The 22,079-nt window shown below is 60.8% G+C and carries 21 protein-coding genes; 6 read left to right on the top strand and 15 right to left on the bottom strand.

What is annotated here, in order from left to right; all coding sequences use genetic code 11:
* Positions 1 to 4 precede the first annotated feature (4 nt).
* The 3 genes from argH to HQN82_RS22230 are packed head-to-tail and all read left to right on the top strand — an operon-like array spanning position 5 to position 3,449.
* Positions 5 to 1,519 carry an argininosuccinate lyase gene (gene argH / locus HQN82_RS22240; protein ID WP_022563829.1) on the top strand — a complete coding sequence of 505 codons (1,515 nt, stop codon included), beginning with the start codon at positions 5 to 7 and terminating at the stop codon, positions 1,517 to 1,519.
* The gene (locus HQN82_RS22235; protein ID WP_006697291.1) at positions 1,519 to 2,559 is read left to right on the top strand and encodes an ABC transporter ATP-binding protein; all 1,041 of its coding nucleotides are present in this window, start codon (positions 1,519 to 1,521) and stop codon (positions 2,557 to 2,559) included. Before argH ends, HQN82_RS22235 begins: the two co-directional genes overlap by 1 nt.
* Positions 2,556 to 3,449, top strand: a complete 894-nt coding sequence (locus tag HQN82_RS22230; protein ID WP_173615955.1) for a carbohydrate kinase family protein — start codon at positions 2,556 to 2,558, stop codon at positions 3,447 to 3,449. Before HQN82_RS22235 ends, HQN82_RS22230 begins: the two co-directional genes overlap by 4 nt.
* 15 nt (positions 3,450 to 3,464) lie before the next feature.
* Here the strand turns inward: HQN82_RS22230 and betC are convergent, their stop codons facing one another.
* The gene (betC, locus tag HQN82_RS22225) at positions 3,465 to 4,979 is read right to left on the bottom strand and encodes a choline-sulfatase (protein ID WP_173615954.1); all 1,515 of its coding nucleotides are present in this window, start codon (positions 4,977 to 4,979) and stop codon (positions 3,465 to 3,467) included.
* 14 nt (positions 4,980 to 4,993) lie between these two features.
* The gene (gene choX, locus HQN82_RS22220; protein WP_077987551.1) at positions 4,994 to 5,947 is read right to left on the bottom strand and encodes a choline ABC transporter substrate-binding protein; all 954 of its coding nucleotides are present in this window, start codon (positions 5,945 to 5,947) and stop codon (positions 4,994 to 4,996) included.
* Positions 5,948 to 6,041: 94 nt separating this feature from the next.
* Between choX and HQN82_RS22215 the strand changes: the two genes are divergently transcribed.
* The gene (locus tag HQN82_RS22215) at positions 6,042 to 6,938 is read left to right on the top strand and encodes a choline sulfate utilization transcriptional regulator (protein WP_022563824.1); all 897 of its coding nucleotides are present in this window, start codon (positions 6,042 to 6,044) and stop codon (positions 6,936 to 6,938) included.
* A 29-nt stretch (positions 6,939 to 6,967) separates the two neighbouring features.
* On the opposite strand, the gene HQN82_RS22210 is transcribed toward HQN82_RS22215, so the two are convergent.
* The 6 genes from HQN82_RS22210 to HQN82_RS22185 all read right to left on the bottom strand — a co-directional run bounded on the left by HQN82_RS22210 (position 6,968) and on the right by HQN82_RS22185 (position 12,938).
* Positions 6,968 to 8,419 carry an aldehyde dehydrogenase gene (locus HQN82_RS22210; protein ID WP_022563823.1) on the bottom strand — a complete coding sequence of 484 codons (1,452 nt, stop codon included), beginning with the start codon at positions 8,417 to 8,419 and terminating at the stop codon, positions 6,968 to 6,970.
* Positions 8,420 to 8,435: 16 nt separating this feature from the next.
* Positions 8,436 to 9,158 carry an ABC transporter ATP-binding protein gene (locus tag HQN82_RS22205; RefSeq protein ID WP_022563822.1) on the bottom strand — a complete coding sequence of 241 codons (723 nt, stop codon included), beginning with the start codon at positions 9,156 to 9,158 and terminating at the stop codon, positions 8,436 to 8,438.
* Entirely contained in the window at positions 9,151 to 9,879 is a 729-nt protein-coding gene (locus tag HQN82_RS22200; protein WP_022563821.1) for an ABC transporter ATP-binding protein, read from the bottom strand. Before HQN82_RS22200 ends, HQN82_RS22205 begins: the two co-directional genes overlap by 8 nt.
* Positions 9,876 to 10,784, bottom strand: a complete 909-nt coding sequence (locus tag HQN82_RS22195) for a branched-chain amino acid ABC transporter permease (RefSeq protein WP_022563820.1) — start codon at positions 10,782 to 10,784, stop codon at positions 9,876 to 9,878. Before HQN82_RS22195 ends, HQN82_RS22200 begins: the two co-directional genes overlap by 4 nt.
* Positions 10,781 to 11,653: a branched-chain amino acid ABC transporter permease gene (locus HQN82_RS22190; protein WP_045533916.1), complete on the bottom strand. Its 873-nt coding sequence runs from the start codon at positions 11,651 to 11,653 to the stop codon at positions 10,781 to 10,783. The genes HQN82_RS22195 and HQN82_RS22190 overlap by 4 nt, the downstream gene beginning before the upstream one ends.
* Positions 11,654 to 11,723: 70 nt before the next feature.
* Positions 11,724 to 12,938: an amino acid ABC transporter substrate-binding protein gene (locus HQN82_RS22185; protein ID WP_022563818.1), complete on the bottom strand. Its 1,215-nt coding sequence runs from the start codon at positions 12,936 to 12,938 to the stop codon at positions 11,724 to 11,726.
* A gap of 133 nt (positions 12,939 to 13,071) precedes the next feature.
* Here HQN82_RS22185 and HQN82_RS22180 point away from each other — a divergent pair, with 133 nt between their 5' ends.
* Positions 13,072 to 13,938 carry a helix-turn-helix transcriptional regulator gene (locus HQN82_RS22180; protein ID WP_173615953.1) on the top strand — a complete coding sequence of 289 codons (867 nt, stop codon included), beginning with the start codon at positions 13,072 to 13,074 and terminating at the stop codon, positions 13,936 to 13,938.
* 25 nt (positions 13,939 to 13,963) lie between these two features.
* Here HQN82_RS22180 and HQN82_RS22175 read toward each other — a convergent pair whose 3' ends face one another.
* From HQN82_RS22175 to HQN82_RS22150, 6 genes are all read right to left on the bottom strand, one after another.
* Positions 13,964 to 14,263: a HigA family addiction module antitoxin gene (locus HQN82_RS22175; protein WP_020009806.1), complete on the bottom strand. Its 300-nt coding sequence runs from the start codon at positions 14,261 to 14,263 to the stop codon at positions 13,964 to 13,966.
* Between the two features lie 55 nt (positions 14,264 to 14,318).
* Complete coding sequence (locus HQN82_RS22170) at positions 14,319 to 14,600, bottom strand: type II toxin-antitoxin system RelE/ParE family toxin (RefSeq protein WP_022563816.1); 282 nt, start codon at positions 14,598 to 14,600, stop codon at positions 14,319 to 14,321.
* 61 nt (positions 14,601 to 14,661) lie between these two features.
* Complete coding sequence (locus HQN82_RS22165) at positions 14,662 to 15,486, bottom strand: ABC transporter ATP-binding protein (protein ID WP_108081299.1); 825 nt, start codon at positions 15,484 to 15,486, stop codon at positions 14,662 to 14,664.
* Positions 15,483 to 16,517: a FecCD family ABC transporter permease gene (locus HQN82_RS22160; protein ID WP_022563814.1), complete on the bottom strand. Its 1,035-nt coding sequence runs from the start codon at positions 16,515 to 16,517 to the stop codon at positions 15,483 to 15,485. Before HQN82_RS22160 ends, HQN82_RS22165 begins: the two co-directional genes overlap by 4 nt.
* Positions 16,518 to 16,519: 2 nt before the next feature.
* Positions 16,520 to 17,557, bottom strand: a complete 1,038-nt coding sequence (locus tag HQN82_RS22155; protein ID WP_427832681.1) for a FecCD family ABC transporter permease — start codon at positions 17,555 to 17,557, stop codon at positions 16,520 to 16,522.
* Between the two features lie 2 nt (positions 17,558 to 17,559).
* Complete coding sequence (locus HQN82_RS22150; RefSeq protein ID WP_022563812.1) at positions 17,560 to 18,567, bottom strand: iron-siderophore ABC transporter substrate-binding protein; 1,008 nt, start codon at positions 18,565 to 18,567, stop codon at positions 17,560 to 17,562.
* Positions 18,568 to 18,788: 221 nt separating this feature from the next.
* Here HQN82_RS22150 and HQN82_RS22145 point away from each other — a divergent pair, with 221 nt between their 5' ends.
* The gene (locus HQN82_RS22145; RefSeq protein ID WP_173615952.1) at positions 18,789 to 20,909 is read left to right on the top strand and encodes a TonB-dependent siderophore receptor; all 2,121 of its coding nucleotides are present in this window, start codon (positions 18,789 to 18,791) and stop codon (positions 20,907 to 20,909) included.
* Between the two features lie 132 nt (positions 20,910 to 21,041).
* Here HQN82_RS22145 and HQN82_RS22140 read toward each other — a convergent pair whose 3' ends face one another.
* Positions 21,042 to 21,935, bottom strand: coding sequence for a helix-turn-helix domain-containing protein (locus tag HQN82_RS22140; RefSeq protein WP_210259562.1), 894 nt, complete (start codon positions 21,933 to 21,935; stop codon positions 21,042 to 21,044).
* Positions 21,936 to 22,079 lie beyond the last annotated feature (144 nt).

The following is a 22,079-nucleotide window of genomic DNA, read 5'->3' as shown; positions in this document are numbered from 1 at the left end:
CATCATGGCCGATATCAACCCGCGCCAGTCGGATACCAGCAAGTTTCCCGACCCTGTCTACAAGGAAACCGTGCTGCGCCCGCTTTTCGACGGCGCCAAGAACCACCACGTAGATGGGTTCCGCCGCATAGACCGCGCCCACCTTGTCATGCTGCGCGAGACCGGTATTCTCGATGCCGATACGGCGGCCAAGATCGCCGGCGCACTCGAAGACATCGACAAAACCATAGAACCCGCGGAGCTTGTTTATACCGGCGAAGTCGAGGATTTCTTCTTCCTGATCGAGAAAGAGCTGAAAGCCCGCATCGGCGTCGATGTCGCCGGCCGCCTGCACACGGCCCGTTCGCGCAACGATATCGATCACACGCTGTTCAAGATCGGCCTCAAGGACAAGATCGACACGCTCACCGTCAAGGCGCGTGTCCTGCTGAAAGCGCTGATCGATGCCGCCGAACGCAATCAAGCCACGCTGATCGTGGCTTACACCCATGGGCAGCCGGCCCAGCCCACCACCTTCGGCCACTACCTTTCGGCAGCGATCGAGGTGCTGATCCGGGATATCGAACGTTTTGCGGAGGCGCGCCGCATCGTCGATCTTTCGCCGATGGGCGCTGCCGCCATCACCACCTCGGGCTTTCCCATCGATCGGGCGCGGGTCGCCGAATTGCTGGGCTTTGCTGCACCCTTACGCAATTCCTATTCCTGCATCGCCGCCGTGGATTACACGACCGCGACCTATGGCGCGATCGAGCTCATGTTCCTGCATCTCGGACGGCTCATCCAGGATTTCCAGTTCTGGACGAGTTTCGAGGTTGGCCAGATCTACGTGCCGAATGCGCTGGTGCAGATTTCCTCGATCATGCCGCAGAAGCGAAACCCGGTGCCAATTGAACATCTGCGCCACCTCGCCAGCCAGACATTCGGGCGGGCGCGCACGGTGCTGGATGTGATGCATAATACGCCCTTCACCGACATGAATGACAGTGAGGGCGAAACGCAGGGCATGGGTTATGAGGCCTTCGCCTCTGCCGGCCGGGTTCTCGATCTTCTTGCCAGCCTCGTTGGCCAGATCAGCATCGATCCCGAAAGGGTCGACCAAAACATCCGCCGGTCGTGTATCACCATCACGGAACTGGCGGATTCGCTTGTCCGCATCGAAGACCTGTCTTTCCGCCAGGCCCATGAGATTGCCGCGACTGTTGCCAAGAGCGTCGTCGCGCTGAAAGGCGATCTGCCGAACGACGGTTACCAGCCGTTCCTCAAGGCGTTCCATGAGCTGACAGGGCGGCAAACCGGGATCGATGAGGAAAAATTCAGGCAGATCGTTTCGCCCGAGCACTTCGTTGCCGTACGCAGCCGTTTCGGCGGCCCTGCCCTCGAACCGATGCGGGAGGCGATTGCCACCTATCGCAACAGGCTTGCTGCATTCGAGGCGGAAGCACGGCGATCCGCCGATCACGAAGCGGCAAAGGCCGCGGAACTCACAGAGAAATTCACCGCCCTGACGGGAGCCCGATGATGGCGACAATCGAACTCAATAAACTGGTGAAGCGCTATGGCAAGGTCGAGGCGGTCAAGGGCATCGATCTTGCCATTGAAGACGGCGAGTTCGTCGTTTTTGTCGGCCCGTCCGGCTGCGGCAAATCAACTACCCTCAGAATGATCGCCGGGCTGGAAGAAATCTCCGACGGAGCGCTGAAGATCGGCGGCGACATCGTCAATGAGAAGGAACCGAAACAGCGCAACATCGCGATGGTCTTCCAGAACTATGCGATCTATCCGCACATGACGGTTCGCCAGAACATCGGCTTTGGCCTCTACACCTCGAAGCTTGACCGCGAGGAAAAGAACCGCCGCATCGAGGAGGCCGGCCGGGTGCTCGGTCTGGAGGCCCTGCTCGACCGGCGGCCGGCGGCCCTGTCAGGCGGCCAGCGGCAGCGTGTCGCCATCGGCCGCGCCATGGTGCGCGATCCCGCCGCCTTCCTGTTCGATGAGCCACTGTCTAACCTAGACGCCCAGCTGCGCGCACAGATGCGTATTGAAATCAAGCGCTTGCATCAGCGTCTTAAGACGACAACCGTTTATGTCACCCACGATCAGGTGGAAGCCATGACCATGGCCGACAGGATCGTCGTCATGAAGGACGGCCACATCCTGCAGGTCGGCACGCCAACGGAACTTTATGAAACACCCGTCGACATCTTTACCGCACGCTTCATCGGCAGCCCCTCGATGAACCTGCTGCGCGGAACCAGAGCCGGCGACAGCGTCGCGCCGTCCGCCACGGGTGAGCTTCTGATCGGCGTCCGGCCGCATGATCTGCTTGTTGGCGAGTCTGGGTCCGCTCAGGGGACGTTTACCCTGGAAGGAACGGTAACGGCAGTCGAGCCGCTCGGGCCGGAGACGCTTGTTCATCTGGACACCGACACCAGTTCGGTAATCGCCACGGCGAGAAGCAAAACCATTCCGGCCGTCGGCGGCAGGCTGCAATGCCAGGCGGCGCGAGGTTCGCTTTATCTTTTCGACGCCAAGACGGAAAAGCTTCTGGGCCGCGCATGATGACAACGGAAAAAACTGCCGTCATCAGCATCGGCCGGATCTATTGTGACCTCATTTTCACCGGTCTTAATGAACTGCCAGTGCTCGGCCGGGAACTGTTTGCCCGAGACATGGAAATCGCCCCCGGCGGCGGAGCCTTCATTGCCGCCGCCCATTTTGCCCACGTCGGACGCCCGGTTGCTCTGCTCGCAAGGCTTGGTACCGATACGTTTTCGCGCGACATCGGTGAGAAAATGGCGCAAAGCGGCGTCGACCTGCGGTTTCTGGAACATGCAGCAGATGCCGGACCGCAGGTGACGGTGGCGACGGTGGTTGGCCAGGACCGGGCATTTTTGACGCGCCGCGCCGGTGCCGCCCGTCCCTCGACGCTCGATGCCGCCTTCGCGTGGGATAACGCCCGGCATCTGCACATCGCCGAATTCGCCACGCTGCATGAGATGCCCGATCTGGTTTCACGCGCCAAGGCAAGCGGATTGTCAGTATCGCTCGATCCAAGCTGGGATGCTTCGCTGATCTACGATAAGGGGCTGCTCAAGGCCTGTGCCGGTGTCGACGTGTTTTTGCCCAATCTCGAAGAGGCGGAAGCAATCACGGGGCATTCTGACCCGGAAAGAGCCATCCACGCCCTGTCAGAGGCCTTTCCCGTCGTGGCGCTGAAAGGCGGTGCGCAGGGCGCGTGGATATCTTGTCGAAGGGGCTTGCAGCATCTGGCAGCCCAGGAAGTACCCGTGATCGATACGACCGGCGCCGGCGACGCCTTTAATGCCGGTTTTCTTGATGCCTGGCTTCAAGGCAGGGACGAACAGCAATGCCTCACAGCCGGGGTTGCCGCGGGCAGTCTTGCCGTGCAGGCGGCGGGCGGCGCACCGAGGGTGTCGACCACCGCTTGAGGCACCTTGCCCACCTCACTCGCCGCGCGGAAAACGCTGGTTTTCTTCCAGAACGTTGAGGTCCATGTGGTTACGCATGTAGCGTTCCGAAGCCTTCTGCAAGGGTTGGTAGTCCCACGGGTAATAGGCGCCGTTGCGCAGCGCCTTGTAGACCACCCAGCGCCGCGCCTGACTTTCGCGAACGGCGGCGTCGAACACCGGCAACTGCCACCGCCGGCCAATTTCGGCGGAAAGCGACGAGAGCACGTCGCTGAAAGCGGGATCGCCGGCGAGATTGGTGTGCTCTTCGGGATCGGCGTCCAGATCGTAAAGCAGCGGCGGATCGGCCTCACAGACAGACAATTTGTATCGGCCGTCCCTGATGGCGACGAGCGGCGAGATCGAGCCTTCGGCCGCATATTCCATCGGCACCGGGCCGCGCCCGCCGGTGCCAGCAGCCAACGGCGCCAGATCCTCGCCGTCGGTCCAGCGTTTAAGCGAGGTGATATCAAGCCCCGCCAGACCGCACAGCGTCGGCGTCACATCCAGTGTCGAAGCCGGCGTATCGATCAATGCCGGCTGCCAGCCTGGCGCGGCGATCATCAACGGTACGCGGGCCGAGCCCTCGAAGAAGCACATCTTGAACCACAGGCCGCGCTCACCCAACATATCGCCATGGTCTGAAAGGAAGAGGACGATGGTGTCCTCCTCCATCCGCGTCGCCTTCAGGACGCCAAGGATTTCGCCGATCTTCTCGTCGATATAGGAGACGTTGGCGAAGTAACCGCGGCGCGCCCGGCGTATCTGCTCCGGCGAAATATCGAAGGCATTGTGGTCACAGGCTTCCAGCAACCGTTTCGAATGCGGGTCCTGCTGATCGAAAGCAATGGCCTCCGACTGCGGATCGAGTGCCGGGCAATCCTCATAGAGATCCCAGAATTTCCGCCGCGCCACATAGGGATCGTGCGGATGGGTGAAGCTGACGGTCAGACACCACGGCCGGTCATCGAGCCGACGAGACAGGTCATAGAGCTTGCGAGTGGCGTGGTAGGCTACCTCGTCGTCATACTCCATCTGGTTGGTGATTTCGGCAACCCCTGCACCCGTCACCGAACCCAGATTGTGATACCACCAGTCGATCCGCTCGCCCGGCTTGGTATAATCGGGCGTCCAGCCAAAATCCGCGGGATAGATGTCGGTCGTCAGACGCTCTTCGAAGCCGTGCAGCTGGTCAGGCCCGACGAAATGCATCTTGCCTGAGAGACCGGTGTAATAACCGGCTGCCCGCAGATGGTGCGCATAGGTCGGAATGTCGGAGGCGAACTCGGCGGCATTGTCGTAAACCCGTGTCCGGCTTGGCAATTGCCCGGACATCAGGGAAGCACGGGCCGGCGCACACAGCGGGCTGGCCGTATAGGTATTGGCGAAGCGTACAGACCGCTCCGCCAAGGCTTTCAGATGCGGCGCATGGAGAAAATCGGCCGGTCCATCGGGAAACAACGTCCCGTTGAACTGGTCGACCATCAGAATGAGGATATTGGGACGCGGCATTTCCACTTTCCGGCTCAGAGACCAAGCTTGCCCTTAACGGCATCCGCACCCGGTTTTCCATCCAGCGTGGTAACGCCCTGCAGCCAGCCATCCAGCGCTTTGGGGTTGGCCTTCACCCAGGCCGCTGCCGCGGCTTTGGAATCCTCTCCGCCGAGAATCGAACCCATGAGGGTATTTTCCATGCCGATATCGAACTTCAGGTTTTTGAAGAGCGCCGCCGCGTTGGGGCATTTTTCCGGCCAGCCGGTGCGGGCAAGCGTATAAACCTCTGCGCCGCCGAAATTCGGGCCGAAATAGGCGTCACCGCCGGAGAGATAGGTGATATCGATCTTCTCGTTCATCGGATGCGGCGCCCAGGCAAGGAAAACCACGGCCTTCTTATCCCGGCCCGCCCGTTCCACCTGCGCCAGCATGGCCTGCTCACCGGATTCGACGAGCTGCCAGCCTTTAAGGCCGAAATCATTGGCGTCTATGATCTTCTGGATATTCTGGTTGGCGGGTGCGCCGGGCTCGATGCCGTAAATCTTGCTCTCGAATTCATCGGCATGTTTGGCGAGATCGGCGAAATCCTTCACGCCCTTCTCCGCCATATAGGACGGCACCGCCAGCGTGAACTTGGCGCTCTCGAGATTCTTCGTCAAGACCTCGGCAGCTTTCGCCGAATTGAGGTCATCTACGAAGGATTTCTGCGCCGGCATCCAGTTCCCGAGGAAAACGTCAATTTCGCCGTTCTTCATCGCCTGATAGCCGATGGGCACGGAAAGCGTCTTGACGTCGGCTTCATAACCCAATGCATCGAGCAGTACCGAGGCGACGCCATTGGTTGCGGTAATATCCGTCCAGCCGGGATCGCTTAGACGTACCAGCTTGCAGGACGCGTCATCGGCCGCCTGAAGCGGGGTGGAGAAGGCCGCCACGGACAGGAACAGGCCGGTCGCGATGCGGTGCAGATGAGAAACGGTTTTCATTGCGGCTCCCCTTGTATTAGTCCAGTTTATTGAACACCACATTGTTTTTGCCTGTGAAGCAGTTATTTTTCGATAAGTGATATAAGGAAATTTAATGTCAGACCGGCAGCTCGATCTCGGATGGATGCGCATCTTTACCGAGGTTGCCCGCCAGGGCAGCCTGACCGCGGCGGCGGGCTCCCTGCGGCTCACCCAGCCTGCCGTCAGCTATCAGATGCGCAGGCTCGAAGAGGAGCTTGGGGTGGCGCTCATCCGCCGCAAACATCGCGGCATCGATCTGACGGCAGAAGGACAAAGGCTGTTCGAAATCGTCTCCCGCAATGTCGATGCCATTGATCTGCTCGCGCAGCAGCTTCGGCGGACGGAGGAACGCCAGACCATCCGCCTGCATACGGACTATGCCTTTTCGTCATTATGGCTCATCCCGCGGATGCACGGATTTCGAGCGCTCAACCCTGACATCAACATCCAGATCGTTGCCACGCAGGACCCGTTGGGTCAGGGCAAGCATGACAGCGACGTGATGATCATTTTCGGCACCCGGCAGGAGGCGGGTGACGGGGCCTTACTGCTGCTTTCGGAAAAAGTCACGCCGGTCTGTTCACCTGCGTTTCTGGCAGCAACGCCGGCGCCCGCAGGCGTTGCTGATTTTTCGCGGCGGAAACTCATCCACCTCGAAAATACATCATCAGCGCACTGGTTCGACTGGCCTTCCTATTTCAAGCATTTCGGCGTTCAGAGAGGCCCCGAAAACGACGGCGGCGACATCAGCTTCAACAATTACACCATGGTGGTTCAGGCGACCATCGGAGAACAGGGCTTTGCGCTCGGCTGGGCCGGGCTCGTCGATCCACTGCTCGAGGCTGGCGTACTGGTCACGGCAGGCCCTAGCCTCGATGCACCTGGGCGCGGCTACTGGTTGATGCGGCCGAAAAGCAGCGACAGCGCGGTGAGAAAACTCACCGGCTGGCTGATTGACGAGCGGCGGTGAGGCCGCCGCAGCCACCCCCGGCGTCCGGTTCAGATCGGATAATGCAGCGGCCCGTCCTGGAGCGTGACCCAGCGTAATTCGGTGAATTCCGCAATGCCCGCCGTGCCGCCGAAGCGGCCGTAACCGGAAGCCTTGACCCCGCCGAAGGGCATCTGCGCCTCATCGTGAACAGTCGGCCCGTTGATGTGGCATATGCCGCTTTCGATCCGCGCGGCAATGGCAAGCGCCCGCGCCTGGTCCCTGCCGAAAATCGCGGCGGAAAGACCAAACTCTGTTTCATTGGCGATGCTTACCGCCTCATCGACGCTGCCGGCCCTGATGATGGAAACAACCGGACCGAAACTTTCCTCGGAATAAAGCCGCATGGCGGGAGTGACGCCATCAATGGCGATCGCATCAAGCATGGTGCCGGTGCCGCCACCGCCCGCGACCAGCTTTGCGCCTTTGGACACGGCGTCGTCCACCAGCGCCCTTATGCGTGACGTCGCTTCGGCGCTGACCAGCGAGCCAAGCGGTGTTTTGCCCTCGCGTGGGTCTCCGGCCGTGAGGCTGGACGCTTTTTTGGCGAAGGCCTGAACGAATGTATCGGCAACGCTGTCAAGCACGATGATGCGCTCTGTCGACATGCAGATCTGGCCCTGGTTCATGTAGGCGCCGAAAGCGGCAGCCGCGACCGCCGCATCGATATCGGCATCGTCAAGCACGATGAACGGCGCCTTGCCGCCCAGCTCCAGCAGAGCGGGCTTCAGGTAACGGCCGGCCGTTTCGGCAATCACACGGCCAACGCGGGTCGAGCCGGTGAAATTCACCCGTCTGACGGCGGGGTGCGCGATCAGCGTATCGACGATCTTTGCCGCATCTTCCGGCGCATTGGAGACGGCGTTGAGCACGCCCTTCGGCAGACCTGCCGATGCCACCGCCTCGATGATCAGCGCATGGGTGCGCGGGCAAAGTTCCGAGGTTTTCATCACCACCGTATTGCCGCAGGCGAGCGGCGTGGCGATGGAACGTACGCCGAGAATGACGGGAGCATTCCAAGGGGCGATGGACAGCACAACGCCTGCCGGCTGGCGCAGCGCCATCGCCATGGTGCCGGGACGGTTGGAGGGAATGATCTCGCCCTTGATCTGGGTGGTCAGGCTTGCGGCCTCCACCAGCATATCGCTTGCGAGCTTTACATTGAAACCAGCCCAGGCATCGGTCGCGCCGATTTCTTCCTTCATCGCCTGGGTAATGTCAGGCCCGGCGGCGAGTAGCGCCTGAGCCGCCGCCAGCAGCAGGCGGCGGCGCTCGCCGGGCGATGTGGCCGACCAGACGGGAAAGGCGGCAGCGGCAGCATCGGCCGCACGGGTAGCGTCCTCCACCGTTGCCGCCGCCGCGCTGGTCGCAACGTCGCCGGTGATCGGATTGTGACGCTCGAAGCGCTTTCCGCTCGCGGCCGGGCAATGGTCGCCACCGATGAAAAGATTGACAGTCTGCATGGTCTTCCTCCTGAATTCAGACAATGGCGGCGGTGGTGCCGCCGAGAAACGCCCGTTGCACGGCGGCATCGGCGGAGAGGGCCTCAGCTGAACCTGCCCCGACGATACGCCCCGCTTCCAGCAAATAACCCCGGTCGGCCAGCGCCAGGCTTTCGCGCACATTCTGCTCCACGAGCAGAATGGAAAGGCCGCTTTTCTTGATCTCGGCCAGGGCGGCAAAAAGTTCCTGCGTGACGATGGGCGCAAGACCCAGACTCGGCTCGTCCAGCAAGAGATAATCCGGTGCCGACATCAGCGCCCGCCCGATGGCGACCATCTGCTGTTCGCCGCCGGACATGGTGCCAGCAAGCTGCTGCCGGCGTTCGGCGAGACGCGGAAACAGCGAGAAAATATGCTCCCGTGTCACTTTCTCTGCTGAACGGGCATGGCGGGGATTAGCGCCGAGGCGAAGATTATCCTCCACCGTCAGCGCCGGGAAAATTCCGCGTCCTTCTGGCACCAGCGCCACGCCGCGGTCCACGATCCCATGAGGAGGGACAGCGGCAAGCGACGCACCGTCGACGCGCACTTCGCCGGACGCCGGCACAACCATGCCGCCGACCGCTTTCAGCAGTGACGACTTGCCCGCACCATTGGCGCCGAGCAGCACCACGGTTTCGCCCTTGGCAACATTGAGCGATATGCCGTCAACCGCGAGATGTTTGCCATAGCGGATTGTCAGTGCATCTATTTCAAGCATGTGCCGCTCCCAGATAGGCGGAAATGACCTGCGGATCGTCAAGCACCGCTGCCGTCGGCCCGTCGGCGATCTTGCAGCCGGCGGCCATGACCACGGAGCGCGGGCAAAGCGCGCGCACGGCGGCCATGATATGTTCCACCAGCAGGATCGTCGTTCCCTGCGATGCCAGCCGCCGGATCAGCGCTATTCCTTCCTGAAGTTCGGTGGGGTTGAGGCCGGCGAGCCATTCATCCAACAACAGAAGCTTCGGCTCGCCAGCCAGCGCACGCGCCAGTTCAAGGCGTTTCTGATCGATGTAGGTGAGGTCGCCGGCCGGCATGGTTTCCCGCCCGGCAAGGCCTATTCTTTCGAGGCAGGCGCGCGCGACCTTCTCCGCCGCTGGGCGGGACAACCGCTGCGGGCCGAACATGGCCGATACGGCAACGTTTTCGAGCAGGGAAAGCGACGGCAAAAGCAGCACGAGCTGGAAGGTGCGCGCCACGCCGGCGCGCGCAATCGCATCCGGCCGCCGGCCGGCAATCTCCTGCCCTTTCAGCCGGATCGACCCTTCGGTCGGCTTCAGCGCTCCGGAGATCAGATTCATTAGCGTCGTCTTGCCGGAGCCGTTCGGCCCGAGCAGCCCGACGACCTCGCCGGCCTCGATGGTGAGACCAAGGCCATCCACCGCCTTCAGCCCGCCGAAGGTCTTGCGGATATTGGTGATTTCGAGAACGGCGCTCATGCGGCTTTCTCCTTTTTGCGCAACTTCTCCAGCGCCGCCAGCACGCCATCCGGCAGCACGAAGACGATGAGGATGAAGAGAGCGCCGAGGATGATGGAAAAATGGTTGGGGAAGTTCGCGCCCAGCCATTCGAACAGCAGGAAAAGCGGCACTGCACCGAGAATGGGTCCCCAGCGGCGCGTGGCTCCGCCAAGCAGGGCCATGATGACGGTGAGGAACGATACCTGCGGATTAAACACGATGGCCGGCTCGATATAGACCCAGCGCGGGGCCTGAATGGCGCCGACCAGCGTGATGATCGTGGCGGAAAGCACGAAGAGCGCCAGCTTGGTGCGGGCAAGATTAATTCCTGCGTGGGCGGCCACCACCTCATCATCGCCGATTGCCTTCAGCGCCAGGCCGAGCTTGCTGCGGTCGATGAGCGTCGACAGGACAAGAGTAACGGCGGCCAGCGCCAGCAATTGCCAGAGGACATGCTGCGGCTCCAGCGGCAGGAAGATATAGCGCCCGAGCGTTCCGGTCACATTCACTTCATACCATGTGATGAGCTGTCGGATGAGTTCGGCAAGGCCGAAAGAAAAGATCACGAAATAAATGCCGGCAACGCGCAGCGTGGAAAGCCCGACGACGAAGGCAAGCGCCGCGCCGACAAGGGCGGAGCACAGGAGGACGAGCGGCCAGGGCAAGACCTCGCTCAGCACCGCGACCGTATAGGCCCCGACACCGAAAAAGGCGACGGTGGCGAGCGATATATAGCGGGTCGGACCGGAGAACATGGCCCAGGCGGAAGCAAGCGTGGCATAACCGAGAAGGCCGATGATGACGCCGACACCATAGGCATCGAAGAAGAAGGGGGAAAGCGCCAGCAGCGCGGCTGAGGCGAGGCCGATCAGAAGCGGAATCATTTGCCCCTCCTTGCGAAGATGCCTTCCGGACGCCAAAGCAGGACCATGAGAAAGAGCAGGTAGGTGGCGGCAAGTGTGAGGCCGGGATCGACATAAACCAGCACAAAGGTTTCCACGAGACCGAGCAGCAGCCCGGCGACCAGCGCGCCGAGCAGATTGCCGACACCGCCCATGATGACGACGACAAGCGCCTTCATGGTGAAGACCACGCCATAGGAAGCGGAGAAGGTCTGGTACATCGAGATCATCACCCCGCCCGCCACGGCGAGTGCGCCACCGAGAGCAAAGCCAAGGGAAGCCACACGGTTCACATCGATGCCGACCAGCGGCGCGGAACGGGGCGACAGCGCCACTGCCCGCAGGTTAAGACCCCAGCGGCTGTGGGTGAGCGCCAGATAAAGCCCACCGCCAATCAGGACGGACAAGCCGAAAGACAGAAGCCGGTTCATTGCCACCGTCGTGCCGAATATATCGACTCCATCGGCGAGATAGGAATAGGAATGGTAATTGCCGCCGAACGCCACGAGCATGATGCCCTGGATAACGAAGAGCAGTCCGAAGGTTGCCAGAATGGAATCGACTTCCAGACGGCCAGAGCCGCCCGAACGGCGCACCAGCGGCCGCATCATGACGCGGTAGATCGCGAAAGAAAGGCCGTAACCGAGCGGTACGATGATGAAAAGCGACCAGAGCGGCGAAAGCCCGTAACCGGAAAACAGAACGAAGGTGATGAAGGCAGCCGCGATCAGCACTTCGCCATAAGCGAGGTTCATGATGCGGGCGATGCCATATTGCAGCGAAAGTCCAAGCGCGATCAGCGCATAGGTCCCTCCCAGCATCAAGCCGAAGATGAGGGTGGATAAGAACAAGGAAATGTCTCCAGTCTGGAACATGGCCGAAGCCTTCCGGCCGGGTTCACAGGTCCCGGCCGGAAAGGGCTTACCATTGCGGCTTCGGGACAAGGGGCTTGGCCGCACCTGGACGTTCCGCAGGCGCAATCGCGACGAAACGCTCGCCCTGCCATTGCCCCGCCCACCACAGCTGACGAAGCTGGTTGTCTTCAAGTTTGACCGGGCCGATAACGGTGTCGAAGCTTCCCGTCGAAAGCTCGCCCGCCACCGCTGCCCTGTCGAGCCCGACACGCTGGATTGACTGGGCCAGCATTTCGAGGCTCGCATAGGTGATGGCGCTTGCCCAGCTGTCCGGCTTGGTGCCGATGAAGGCTTCGTGACGCTTGAAATAATCCTCGATCCTGTCGCTGCTTCCATCGACGCCGCCGATGCTGATGACACCTTCCTGCTTGCCATCGGAAACCTTCGGGAAAATCGGGAAAGCACCGCCGACACCGACGTAGAACACCTTCGGATTATATCGTGCAGTCTGCGCCTGCTTCGTTACCGCGAAACTGTCCGGCGGGTAGGAGAAGGCGATGAAACTGTCCGCACCGCTTGCCGCGGCCTCGTTCACAAGCGCGGCAAAATCCGAGGTGCCGACCGGATAGGTCTTGTCATAAGCAAGCGTAAAACCTGCTTCCTTCAGCGCGGGTCGCGCGGCCTTGATGAGATCGATGCCGAAACCGTCCGCGACAGATATCACTGCCACCTTGTCATTGATCTGGCCTGCTTCGCGGGCGGCTTTCAAAACATCGGCCAGTGCATTGGCATAGTCGTGCCCCCCGCCCAGCATCCAGAAGCTCTTCTTCCAGCGCGCGGCGAAATCGGGCGCCTTATCGGTGACGCCGGTGACCGCGAGCTGCGGATAACCGAAACGGTCATAGAGCGGCGCAACCGCCAGATTAAATCCCGTGCCCCAGGGCGGCAGGATAAAATCCACCTTGTCCTGGCTGGCCAGCCGCTCGGTGAACCGCACCGCGTCCTCGGCCGAGGAACGGTCGTCATATTCGACCACGTCAACTGGCAAGCGCTTGCCATCGGGCAAAGTGAGGCCGCCGGCATCGTTGACCTCCTTCACCCATAATTTGTAGTTCGGAATGGTCGTGATACCCGCGCCGGTGGCATTGGCGCCGCTTTTTGACACGGCATAGCCAATCTTTACGGAAGTGCGGTCCTGCGCAGTGGCATGACTGAAAGACACTGCAGACAGGGCAGCACCGGAGAGCAGGCAGAACAGTGTTCTGCGCTTCAAATTGTTCATGATGTTCCTCCCAAAGCGCTCGATCGGGTAGCCCTTCTCCTCAAGACTCCCCCGCGCGCTGATCGAAGTTTAGCAATGACAGTCGCATATAAAATGCACTAGTGTAGTGCATTATTGCACTTTTGGAGGTTGAATGCCGCTGCACAGCCAGTTTGCCGCCAATCGCGTGGAGATCACGGCACGTACCTTCGCCTCCTCGCTGCGTGTATCGGAATTCCGGCTGGAAGCAGACAGCGCCCACCTGCTTTTGCTTTCTGTCGGGGAAGCGGAGATCACGCAGGGCGATAAGAGACTGGATGTCCCTTCGCCGGGACTCATCTGGCTGCCCATAGGCCCGGCCGGCCGCGTGAGACTGAGCGCTGGAAGCCGCGGATCGCTGTTGACGACCACCGAAATCGGGCTGGCTCACGCGATGCCGACGGGCACGAGCGCAAACGCCGTACGCGCGATACTGCAGCGTATTCTGGTACAGACACCCGAAGAACAGGGCCAAAAGGAACTGGAGGCTTATCTCCAGACAATCGCGAGCGAAAATGTCCGCGCAGCGACCGGTTCCGACACGATCATCGCCAGCCTGCTCTGCGTCACCCTTGTCCGGGTCTGTCAGCACGCCATCGCCGATGTTGCTGCCGCCGTCTCCACCCCGGGCGGCCTCACCGAACGTTTCGTCCTTCTGGTGAGCCAGCACAAGCACGATCAATGGGCCGTGGAAGATTATGCCCACCATCTCGGCGTTACCCGCGAGCGACTGGGATTTGCGGTCCGCAAGGCCACGGGGCTTTCGCCACAGGCCTATATCCACCGGGAACTCATGTCAGATGCGCGCGACCTTCTTCTGAACTCTTCGCTGCAAGTTGCTGAAATCGCGTTTCGACTGGGGTTTCAGGACCCCGGTTATTTCAATCGCTTCTTCACCCGCAACGAGGGCACGTCTCCCGGCCGTTTCAGGAGAACGGCTACGCGCATGCAGAACGTGCCGCCGCCGTCTTATGCGGCCTGACCTTGACCTGACGGGCGGCTGAGAATTAGGCCGCTTCCAGTTCCTTGATATTGGCAAGGTCCGCTTCCAGCCTCACAGCCGCCGCCTTAATGTCAAAGGCGTTCTGCAAGTTCAGCCAATATTCCGGTGTGGTCTTGAAAAACTTTGCAAGGCGCAAGGCGGTGTCGGCGGTGATACCAAGTTTCTCTCCCGCAATCCGTTCTATGCGGGTGCGCGGAATATTGAGGTGCCTTGCAAGAGCGTAAGCCGACATCCCGAGCGGCTCAAGATAGAGTTCCCGCAGGATTTCGCCCGGATGGATCGGTGGCGATTTACTGATTGTCATGCTCGCTGGCCCTCCTTGGCCGATTTTTCATGAGCCTCTCCACGAGAATTCCAGACTAGTGATAGTCTGTTATTTCCACGCTTTCCGGCCCTGCTTGCGTCCAGACGAAGCAGATGCGCCACTGCTTGTTGAGCCGGATCGAATATTGGCCCTCACGATCGCCGGACAGCTTTTCCAAACGATTGCCGGGCGGTGAGCGAAGGTCTTCTACCGTGGTCGCCGCATCCAGGATCGTGAGCAGCTGCTGGGCGCGGCGTACCAGATCGGCGGGAAAGCCCTTCTTCACAGATCCGTCGTCAATTGAGGCGGTCAGCTTGTTTTTGAAAGAACGGATCATTGCTGGCCTCGTGATGTTGGTATCATAAACAGATACGCACAGAAGTCAACAGAACCGTATCTTAAAGAGATACGGCTTTTGCCGCCCCCGCCACCGTTCGATGCCGCCCGATCGGCAGCATCATCGGCTTGCCCGAGGTCGGATCTTCGATGACCCGACTTTCGATGCCGAAGACGTGGCGGACATTCTCCTCTGTCAATACGTCCTCCGGCGTGCCGAAGACATGCAGCTTCCCGTCCCTCATGGCGACGAGATGATCGGCATAACGGGCGGCGAGATTGAGATCGTGCAGCACCATGACGATGGTGGTTTCGCGGACGTGGTTGAGGTCGGTCAGAAGGTCCAGCACCTCGACCTGATGGCTGATATCGAGGAAGGTGGTCGGTTCATCCAAGAGCAATATGTCGGTCTGCTGGGCAAGCGCCATGGCGATCCAGACGCGTTGCCGCTGGCCGCCGGAAAGCTCGTCCACCGGCCGCTCGGCCAGTTCCACCGTATCGGTGGCAACAAGGGCTGCGGCGACGGCCTCGTCGTCCTGCCGCGACCAGCGGGCGAACAAGCCGTGATGCGGGTGCCGGCCACGGCTGACGAGATCGGCAACCACGATGCCCTCCGGCGCTATCGGCGATTGCGGCAGGAGACCCATCCGCTGAGCCAGTTCCCGGGAAGGCAGACGATGGATCGACTTGCCGTCAAGCAGGACCTGACCAGCGCGCGGTGTGATGAGCCGCGACATGCTGCGTAGCAGAGTGGACTTGCCGCAGGCATTGGCGCCGACGATGACGGTGATCTTCCCGCGCGGGACGGCGAGGTCCAGCTCTTCTATGATGAGGCTGTCGCCATAGCCGGCCGAGAGGCCGCTTAGGGAAAGAGAGTGGCCGGTCATAACGAGCCTCCGCTGCGGTTGACCCGCACGATCAGATAAATCAGATAGGGTGCACCGAGCGCACCGGTCACGACGCCGACCGGGTAACGGCCGGGCAGCAGGAACTGGCCGCAATAGTCACCCGCCAGCACCAGCACCGCCCCGACCAGTGCGGCGGGAAGGAGCAGCGATCCATTGCTGCCAACGATACGCGCTGCAATTGGTCCGGACAGGAACGCAACGAAGGCGATCGGCCCCGAGACGGCCGTAGCAAAGGCGATCATGCCAACGGCTGCGACGATGACGATGATGCGTGTCGCTCCCACCCGAACGCCGAGTGCTGCGGCGGCATCATCACCGAGCCTGAGCGTCTCGAGATCCCGTGCACGGCTGAGAAGCAGGCCGCCGAAGAAAACCAGCGCGATGGCAAGCGGCAGTGTCTGGGCAAGTTTGGCGCCATTGACGCTGCCGGTCAGCCAGCGCATCGCCTCCTGCAATGTCCAGGCCGGCGCGACGGAGAGAATATAGGCGATGAAGCTTTCCAGCATGGCGGAAACGCCGATGCCGACAAGGATCAGGCGCGTTCCGGCCACGCCGTTGCGGAAGGAGAGGAGATAGACCAGCAGGGCGATGCCAAGGCCGGCGACGACGGCGACAACCGAAACCAGCGGTCCGTTCATCTGCAATACGACGATGGAAAAGACGGCGGCGGCGCTGGCGCCGGAGCTGATGCCGATAATGTCGGGGCTGGCAAGCGGGTTGCGTAACATGATCTGAAAGGCAACGCCGCCAAGCCCGAAGCTCAGCCCCGCCAGCACCGACAGCAGCGCGCGCGGCAGGCGCAATTGTCCGACGGTAAAGCTGACGCCAGCGATGTCCTCGCCAAGCAGCACGCGGATCACCTGACCGGGCGGGGTGAATGATTGGCCGAGCGTCAGCGTGAGCGCAAAAGCCGCGATGAGAAGCGTCAGCAGACAAAAGATGACGAGACGGCGCCGGCCCTGCCGAAGATGGCGGTTGAAACCCAGCGTTTCGACGAGTGACGGGAACATGCTCACAGCTCACCCACTCTCTGCCGTCTGACGATCCAGATGAAAAAGGGTGCGCCGACCAGCGCCGTGACGATACCGACATCGAGTTCGGAGGGCCGCGCGACGATGCGGCCGACAATATCGGCGGCCAGCAGCAGGCAGGCGCCTCCAAGTGCAGAAAACGGGAGGAGCCAGCGATTGTCCACCCCGACCAGCGAGCGGCAGAGGTGAGGCACCACCAGACCGACAAAACCGATCGGGCCGCAAATGGCGGTGGCAGCGCCGCACAGAAGAATGGCACCGAAGGATGCCATGGCTCTGGCGACGGCAACGTTTTCTCCAAGGCCGGCGGCCAGCTCGTCGCCAAGCGCCAGTGAATTCAACTTCCGCGCCGAAAGCAGGCTTACGACGAAACCGGCAGCCAGAAAGGGCAATACGGTCTCGATACGTTCGAAGGTCGCCCCGCCGACACCACCGACCTGCCAGGCGCGGACGCCGCCGGCGATATCGCTGCGCGGCAACACCACGGCGATGACGAGCGACGAGAAGGCGACGGAGGTGGCGGCACCCGCAAGTGCGAGTTTCAGCGGCGTGGCCCCGCCTCGCCCGAGCGAACCGACAACATAAACGAAGATCGCGGATGCCCCCGCCCCGGCAATTGCCGTGACGATGAAGGCCTGAGCCGAAGCGATGCCGAACCAGACGATGCCGATGACAACGGCAAGCGACGCCCCCATGTTCACGCCGAGAATACCGGGGTCAGCAAGCGGATTGCGCGTGACCCCCTGCATGATCGCGCCGGCCAGCCCCAGCGCGGCACCGGCTATAAGCGCAAGCACGGTGCGCGGCAGGCGCACAGCAACCGTCGCTTCTGCAACCGTTTCGACACGGCCGCTCACCCCACCAAGAATATCCGCAAATGAGACCTCACGCGTGCCGATGGCAACCGACAACGCACATAGCAGCCCGAGAAGCGCCAGCACCGCGCCAAGCCACGCCATCCGCACGCGGTTCGAGCGCCCGGCCAAAAGCACGGCAGCCGCTTTGCCAGATCCGGACATTGTCACTGTGATTTCCCGGACTTACCGGCGGCCCTTGCCAGAAGATCGGCATAGTCCTTCAACACCCATGAAATCGACAGAGGCGTTGGATTAGAAGCCGTGCCGAGCGGATCGCGCCCCAGCATAACGACAGCATCGTTTGAGACGGCGGGCATCCGGGCGAGAAGCGGATCAGCGCGCATGGCATTCAGCAGCGGCTCGCTACCATAGGTCACGATGATATCGACATCGTCGAAGGCATCGACGCGCTCGGCGCTGATACCGGCAGCGAATTGCCCAGGCCTCGTTGCCTCCGCGACGCTTTTGGGGGACGCAAGGCCAAGATCTTTGAAGAACTTCACTCTGGTATCATTGGCCGTATAGAAATTGACAACGCTGAGATTTGTGGCGTCGAGATGGGTGACAAACATGGCCGACTTGCCCTTCAGTTGCGGGTGGCCGGCAACGACCTCGGCTATTTCACCCTCGATGCGCCTGATGAGCGCCTCCCCTTCTGCGGCCATTCCAAGACCGGCGCTATTCAGCCGGATCATGTCGCGCCAGTCCGTCGCCCATGGCGAGACAGGATAAGCGACCACCGGCGCGATCTGGCTGAGCGTGTCGTAATCCGACTGGCTGAGGCCGGAATAGGCCGCGAGGATGACATCCGGCTGCGTTGCCGCCACAGCCTCGAAATCGATGCCGTCACCCTCGTCGAACAGCACAGGCTTTGGCGCGTCGAGCTCAGATAGCCGCTTCGCCACCCAGGGCAGCAGCCCGTCACCGTCATCATCGCCGAAGTTGGCGGCGGCAAAGCCGACGGGCACGATGCCGAGCGCCAGCGGCACCTCATGGTTGGCCCAGGCGACAGTGGCGACCCGCTCGGGCTTCTTCGCAATCGTCGTCGTGCCGAAAGCATGTTTGATGGTGACGGGATAGGGTGCCGTCTCCTCCGCCACAGCTGTATTCTGTGCGATCACGGACAGAAAAAACACGAAGACCGGTAGAAGACCACAAAACAGGCGGGGCATGAGCGAGGCTTTCGAAGTTCAAAAGTGGACTTGAATTCTCAGCTTCAATTGCCCCCGTCAAGTCCGGTGAGGAAATCGTTCCGCAACAGCGGTGAAATTTCCGGGGTTTTGTACAAAACCGCAAAAATCTACAATACCGGACAAACATTCTCAAGTTATTGGGCGCATCGAGAGTGGTCCGTGAAAACGGCGATCGGGGCATTGATTTCTGGAACCTACCAATGAATATCGAAATCCAAGGCAGAAACCGCAAAACCGCGCGACGTCTCCACGGGAAAGCGGCCCTGCTGACCTGCACGGCGCTTGCCGCATCCATGCCCGGCCTTCTCGTGGCGCAGGAGGCTGCCAACGCGGGCGGCAGCACGGTTCTGGAGACCATCACCATCGACAGCGGTGACAATGATCAGAAATCGATCGTCGCCACCCGCACGACGAGCGGCAGCAAGATGGCGACCGATATTCTCGACACACCTGCCTCTGTCTCTGTCATCACCGCCAAGGAAATGCAGCAGCGCGGCGTGCAGACGGTAGAAGAAGCACTGCAATACACCGCCGGCGTCACCACGGATTTTTACGGCTCCGACGACCGTTTCGACTATTTCAAGATTCGCGGTTTCGACGCTTACATGTACCGCGACGGCTTGACGCTCGGCCGCCCCTTCGGCGCGCTGCGCGAAGAAACCTATGCCTATGAGCGCGTCGAAGTGATAAAGGGCGGCAATTCTACCACCTTCGGCGTTTCGGACCCCGGCGGTTCGGTAAATTACTCCACAAAAGTGCCGAAACATGCGCGCTTCGGCGAAGCCTATGTGACCGGCGGTTCTTATGGCCGCGCCGAGACCGGCTTCGATTTCGGCGACAACATCACCGGGGACGACACTCTGTCCTATCGTCTGACCGGCAAGCTTCGCAACGCTGATGCGGAATATGACTATTCCCGCGACGACGAGAAATTCTTCATGGGCGGTCTTACCTGGCGTCCGACCGACGCCACCAGCCTGACTGTCGTTTACGACCACCTTAACAAGGATGGCGTTCCCGGTGGCGGCGGCCATCCCGTCGGCTCGCATTTCGACCGGAGCCGCTTCTTCGGAGAACCCGACTACAACTATCGCGGCACGAACCGCAACTCGCTGAGCGTGATGTTCGATCACGATTTCGGATCCGGCCTGACCCTGAGTTCCAACGCCCGCTACAGCAAGGCGAATACGGACTTCGGTTATGCCTATATATCGTCGACGCCGACCAACGGTTCGACCATCGCCAATCGTTCTTATTTCGGCAACGACACCGAGACCGAAAACTTCCTGATCGACACGCGCCTGCAATATGACACGCGGTTCGACAACGTCGAAAGCCGAAGCCTGGTCGGTGTTTTCTACAATGACTACACCTCCGGCAGCAAAAGCTACTTTGGCGCTGCACCGAGCATCAACTGGATGAACCCGATCTATACCGGCGCGCCCTCTTCCGTGCCGCTCTATGCGGACTCCCTGACGGACCAGAAGACAAGAGCGCTCTATCTGCAGCAGGACCTGACCTTCTTCGACAGGCTCACCATCAGCGCCGGCCTTAGAAACGACTGGATCGACACCGACCAGACAAACCGGCTGAACCGCACGACGGCGAGCGGCGACATCAGCGAACTCACGAAGCGCATTGGTGTGTCCTACAAGATAACCAACGAGATCGCGCCCTATATCAGCTATGCTGAATCGGTAGTGCCCGCGTCCGGTCTCACCGTCGAGCCGGAGCGCGGCGAACAGATCGAACTCGGCGTGAAGTACCGGCCGGACGCTTTCCCGGCTCTTTTCACTGCCTCGATCTACGATCTAAAAAAGAACAACATCACCGTCACAAGCCCGATCACCAGCCTGCCCACAACGATCGGCGAGGTGCGTGTGCGTGGTCTTGACCTCGAGGCCAAGGCTGAGGTCACAGACAGTCTCAGCCTGACGGCAGCCTATTCCTATCTCGATGCGGAAATCACCGAAAACGGCACTGGCGGCAATGTCGGCAACAGGCCGCAGTTTGTGCCCGAACATCAGGCCTCACTATGGGTCAACTATACGCTTGCGGGCAACGACCATTTCGGTGAGATGACGTTCGGTCTCGGCGGCCGCTATACCGGCGCCTATTATTTCGACAACGCCAACAAGGTCGAAACCGGAAGCAGTGTGACCGTGGATGCGGCATTCAGCTACAAGATCCAGGAAACCGCCTCGCTGGATGTCAATGTCTCCAACCTTTTCAACGAAAAACACGTTTCTTATGGCGGGTTCGGAGCAGACTTCTACAATCCAGGCAGGGCGTTTTCGGTTACCCTGCGCAAGACATGGTGATGTAAGATATCCACAATATTTCAATATATTGTGAATATTTCCAGATGCACGATGTCATGCTCTGGCTTGCCCGAGATTCAAACAGGCGGTCGCCCACCACGGCCTACGCATCAGGACGCAAATCCCGCCTTTTCAAAGCAGCCTGTGCAGACGTCGCCAGGCAGCAGGTGTGTTACCCACTGACCGACGGAAAGCCTTGGTGAGATGAGCCTGATCCGAAAAACCGAGCTGGGCAGCAATATCGGCCACCGTCAGATCGCCTTCCAGCAGAAGTTTCTGTGCGGCATCGATACGCCGCTCAAGTTGCCATTGCAGAGGTGTTTTGCCGGTTGTCTGGCGAAACACCGTGGCGAACCAGCTTTCCGATAGCCCGACAATATCGGCCATCTCGGCGACCGTCATGCGGTCATCACCGCGCTTTTCCACGCGGGCGAGTAACCGGTTCATTTGCGCCTGCGTCAGCCTGCCATTGGCCTGCTCGGGCGTTGGTTCGGGAATATCCAGCAAGCCGGCAACAATACTGCCGACGAGGCTTTCGGCATAAAGCGGATGTTTCTGCGGCTCGGCCAGTTCATCCACCATCAGGCGCGCCAAGGTTTCCACTCCGCCGATATCCTGTATCTCGACCGGACGGCGTAACGCGGTCATGGCCGCCGAACCGCCGACCGCCGGGGACAGGAAGCGCAGGAGCCGGTCCTTGTGAATATGCAGGTTGAGATGGGAAAAACGATGCGTGGCGTTGCTGCCCGTCCACATGGGCACGCCTGCCGGCACGTAAACCGCCCGCGTCATCGGCCGCGAATGCTGCGAAAGCTCGCCGTCGCGATTTGATATGCGGATCCGTGACGAGACGTCGTTGAAGAAAATCATGATGCGCGGATCGGCGGCGAGATAATACCCTTTCGCCCCCACTTGGCTCTCCGCCTCCCAGAAAGCGCTGACCAGCCCGTCGAACTGGCGCCACTTGACCGGCGCGGTGACGCTGATCCCTTCCGTGTACCAGGTCATGGAATGCCAGAAACCCAATGCAATTACCGTCCGGTTGTCGAGCCGAGGCCGAGGCGTGGAAACAAACGTGGCACAGGGCAGTCGTGGCGATCACCCTGCACGCCGCCATAACATGACTTATCTATTCATGTTAATAGCAAAGATCATTATGAATAGAAACAT

Origin of the sequence: Agrobacterium pusense (genome assembly GCF_013285525.1) — a bacterium.
In the GTDB taxonomy this organism is placed as follows: domain Bacteria; phylum Pseudomonadota; class Alphaproteobacteria; order Rhizobiales; family Rhizobiaceae; genus Agrobacterium; species Agrobacterium pusense.
This window is presented reverse-complemented; position numbering and strand designations above follow the sequence as displayed.

Bases quoted from the DNA above. Each gene is read 5' to 3' on its own strand.
- HQN82_RS22170 (WP_022563816.1), bottom strand. From the start codon at position 14,600: ATGATCCGTTCTTTCAAAAACAAGCTGACCGCCTCAATTGACGACGGA.
- HQN82_RS22215 (WP_022563824.1), top strand. From the start codon at position 6,042: ATGTCAGACCGGCAGCTCGATCTCGGATGGATGCGCATCTTTACCGAG.
- choX (WP_077987551.1), bottom strand. From the start codon at position 5,947: ATGAAAACCGTTTCTCATCTGCACCGCATCGCGACCGGCCTGTTCCTG.
- betC (WP_173615954.1), bottom strand. From the start codon at position 4,979: ATGCCGCGTCCCAATATCCTCATTCTGATGGTCGACCAGTTCAACGGG.
- HQN82_RS22145 (WP_173615952.1), top strand. From the start codon at position 18,789: ATGAATATCGAAATCCAAGGCAGAAACCGCAAAACCGCGCGACGTCTC.
- HQN82_RS22185 (WP_022563818.1), bottom strand. From the start codon at position 12,938: ATGAACAATTTGAAGCGCAGAACACTGTTCTGCCTGCTCTCCGGTGCT.
- HQN82_RS22165 (WP_108081299.1), bottom strand. From the start codon at position 15,486: ATGACCGGCCACTCTCTTTCCCTAAGCGGCCTCTCGGCCGGCTATGGC.
- HQN82_RS22230 (WP_173615955.1), top strand. From the start codon at position 2,556: ATGATGACAACGGAAAAAACTGCCGTCATCAGCATCGGCCGGATCTAT.
- HQN82_RS22160 (WP_022563814.1), bottom strand. From the start codon at position 16,517: ATGTTCCCGTCACTCGTCGAAACGCTGGGTTTCAACCGCCATCTTCGG.
- HQN82_RS22195 (WP_022563820.1), bottom strand. From the start codon at position 10,784: ATGATTCCGCTTCTGATCGGCCTCGCCTCAGCCGCGCTGCTGGCGCTT.
- argH (WP_022563829.1), top strand. From the start codon at position 5: ATGGCCGATATCAACCCGCGCCAGTCGGATACCAGCAAGTTTCCCGAC.
- HQN82_RS22175 (WP_020009806.1), bottom strand. From the start codon at position 14,263: ATGACAATCAGTAAATCGCCACCGATCCATCCGGGCGAAATCCTGCGG.
- HQN82_RS22200 (WP_022563821.1), bottom strand. From the start codon at position 9,879: ATGAGCGCCGTTCTCGAAATCACCAATATCCGCAAGACCTTCGGCGGG.
- HQN82_RS22210 (WP_022563823.1), bottom strand. From the start codon at position 8,419: ATGCAGACTGTCAATCTTTTCATCGGTGGCGACCATTGCCCGGCCGCG.
- HQN82_RS22155 (WP_427832681.1), bottom strand. From the start codon at position 17,557: ATGTCCGGATCTGGCAAAGCGGCTGCCGTGCTTTTGGCCGGGCGCTCG.
- HQN82_RS22150 (WP_022563812.1), bottom strand. From the start codon at position 18,567: ATGCCCCGCCTGTTTTGTGGTCTTCTACCGGTCTTCGTGTTTTTTCTG.
- HQN82_RS22205 (WP_022563822.1), bottom strand. From the start codon at position 9,158: ATGCTTGAAATAGATGCACTGACAATCCGCTATGGCAAACATCTCGCG.
- HQN82_RS22235 (WP_006697291.1), top strand. From the start codon at position 1,519: ATGGCGACAATCGAACTCAATAAACTGGTGAAGCGCTATGGCAAGGTC.
- HQN82_RS22180 (WP_173615953.1), top strand. From the start codon at position 13,072: ATGCCGCTGCACAGCCAGTTTGCCGCCAATCGCGTGGAGATCACGGCA.